This window comes from Bradyrhizobium sp. 23 (assembly GCF_023073295.1).
GTDB classification, from domain to species: Bacteria; Pseudomonadota; Alphaproteobacteria; order Rhizobiales; family Xanthobacteraceae; genus Bradyrhizobium; species Bradyrhizobium canariense_D.
Genome location: NZ_JADPJF010000088.1, coordinates 196,747 through 198,986 on the forward strand (window position 1 = coordinate 196,747; position 2,240 = coordinate 198,986).

4 protein-coding genes are annotated in these 2,240 nt (G+C 66.5%); 3 read left to right on the plus strand and 1 reads right to left on the minus strand.

Annotated features, from left to right (window positions below; all coding sequences use genetic code 11):
- On the minus strand, nucleotides 1-722 hold a 722-nt coding region (phnF, locus tag IVB32_RS21890; protein ID WP_247411410.1), incomplete at its 3' end, for a phosphonate metabolism transcriptional regulator PhnF.
- A 118-nt stretch (nucleotides 723-840) separates the two neighbouring features.
- Between phnF and phnG the strand changes: the two genes are divergently transcribed.
- From phnG to IVB32_RS21905, 3 genes are all read left to right on the plus strand, one after another.
- Nucleotides 841-1,305, plus strand: a complete 465-nt coding sequence (gene phnG, locus IVB32_RS21895) for a phosphonate C-P lyase system protein PhnG (RefSeq protein WP_018453078.1) — start codon at nucleotides 841-843, stop codon at nucleotides 1,303-1,305.
- 4 nt (nucleotides 1,306-1,309) lie between these two features.
- Nucleotides 1,310-1,918, plus strand: a complete 609-nt coding sequence (gene phnH / locus IVB32_RS21900) for a phosphonate C-P lyase system protein PhnH (RefSeq protein ID WP_018453079.1) — start codon at nucleotides 1,310-1,312, stop codon at nucleotides 1,916-1,918.
- A 2-nt stretch (nucleotides 1,919-1,920) separates the two neighbouring features.
- On the plus strand, nucleotides 1,921-2,240 hold a 320-nt coding region (locus tag IVB32_RS21905), incomplete at its 3' end, for a carbon-phosphorus lyase complex subunit PhnI (protein ID WP_247411411.1).

The following is a 2,240-nucleotide window of genomic DNA, read 5'->3' on the forward strand; positions in this document are numbered from 1 at the left end:
TCCACCAGAAATTCCACCCGCTCCGCCGCAAAGCGCGAATGCTTGGTGACCAGCGGCTTGCCGTCGAGATCGTGATCGGTGGCGTCGACCACCAGGATCGGCCGTCCCAGCGCCAGATCGAGCCGTGCGGCGTCGGTTGCGTCGACGATACCGGCGGTGATCCGGGTCGCGCCGCGGCGATAGTCCCGGACGCCGTAATGCTCGAGCAATTTCGTCATCGAGCGGGTCGCGGCAAAGACGTCGCCCGCAGCGGGGAATAGCTGTGCCGATAGCCACGTCGTGGAGACACAGATCGGCGTGCGGTCGGCGAGGCGCATCGCCTCGATCCGGACCAGCGGTGCGCCGGTCTTGAGGCCAAGCTCCCGCGCGAGTTCGCGGGTCGCAACGTCAGCGGACGCCTCGATCAGCCGGCCATGCGGTTCGCGGCCGTCCGCGCCGACGATCTCGGAGAAACGGGTCCGCGAGCGCAGTGGATAAGCGAGCTTCTGCGCCTCGACATAGGTTCCGCTGCCGCGTTCTGCCCGCACGATGCCGCGCTCGGCAAGCGCGGCCAGCGCGCGTCGCACGGTGTGGCGGTTGACGCGATAGGTTTCGGCGATCTCCACCTCGCCCGGCAGCTTGTCGCCCGCCGCAAAGCGGCCGTCGGCGATGCCGCGCTCGATGCCGTCGGCAACGAGGCGCCACAACGCGACGCCGGAGGAGGCTGTGTCCTGCATGCTCATGTGGCCGGGAAGCTACTCCAGAAATCACGCCTTTGTCACGAAACAGTCATGGCGCTCCCGTATCAAGTTGTCTAGTATCATAGACAACTTGGATTCGGCAAGTTCTGCAGAGAAGTCGGTGGATGCGGTGACCCAGCACAATAATCAGCAAGCCCAGCGCAAGGCCGCAATGTCCGTGCTGGCGCACGCGGAGGCGGGCGAGATCGCCGCTCGCCTCCACGCTCTCGCTTTGCCGGCGCATCAGGATCTGCGCGCGCCGGAAAACGGCCTCGTCATGCTGCGCGGCCGGGTCGGCGGCGATGGTGCGCCGTTCAACCTCGGTGAAGCCACGGTGTCGCGCGCCGCGGTGCGGCTTGCGAGCGGCGAGGTCGGTTTCGGCTACACGCTCGGCCGCGACGGCGAGAAGGCGCGGCTGATCGCGCTGTGCGATGCCCTGGTGCAGTCCAGCGATTTCGGCGCCGCGGTGGAGCGGGACATTATCGCGCCGTTGCGTGAGCAGCTGATGGTCAGGCGCAAGCAGGTGGCGGCCCAGACCGCCGCGACGAAGGTTGATTTCTACACCATGGTGCGCGGTGAGGGGTGAGATCATGACCACGATTGCGGAACTGCCGCCGGGGTTCGCCGATAAGGTCTTGTCGGCGCAATCGACCTTTCGCTCGGTCATGGACGCGATGGCGCGGCCGGGATCGGTGCAGCGCATCGTGCCGACATCAGGAGCGCCTCGTGTGATGATGCGCGGGACGGCCGCGATCGCGCTGACGCTGTTCGATCACGACACGCCGCTCTGGCTCGATGCGCGCATGCATGAGACTTCCGACGTCGTGAAATGGCTGAAATTCCATACTGGTGCGCCGGTGGTGCAGGATTCTTCCATCGCCAGCTTCGCGCTGATCAGCGACGGCGGGGCGCTGCCTTCGCTGGAGCGCTTCGCGCTCGGCACCAGCGAATATCCGGATCGGTCGACCACGTTGATCCTGCAGGTCGAGAGTCTCGATTCGGGACGCAGCTTCGAGCTGCGCGGGCCCGGCATCGACGGCGTCGCCACGCTCCAGGCGTCGATCAAGCCGTTCGACGTGTTCGAGCGACTTCGTATTAACGAGGCGCTGTTTCCGCGCGGTATCGATGTGGTGCTGGTCGCCGATGACGCCATGGTTGCGATCCCGCGCACCACGCGTATCGTGAGCAGGGGAAGCTAAGCATGTATGTCGCAGTCAAAGGCGGCGAACGCGCCATCGAGAACGCCCATCGCCTGCTCGCCAGTGCGCGGCGTGGCGACCAAAGCGTTCCGGAAATCTCGCTCGACCAGATCTCCGAGCAGCTTGGTCTCGCCGTGGACCGCGTCATGAGCGAAGGCTCGCTCTATGACCGCGAGCTCGCGGCGCTCGCCATCAAGCAGGCGCGCGGCGATCTGATCGAGGCGATCTTCCTGGTCCGCGCCTTCCGCGCGACGCTGCCCCGCTTCGGCGCCAGCGAGCCGGTCGAGACCGGCGCGATGCGGATACGGCGGCGGGTGTCCTC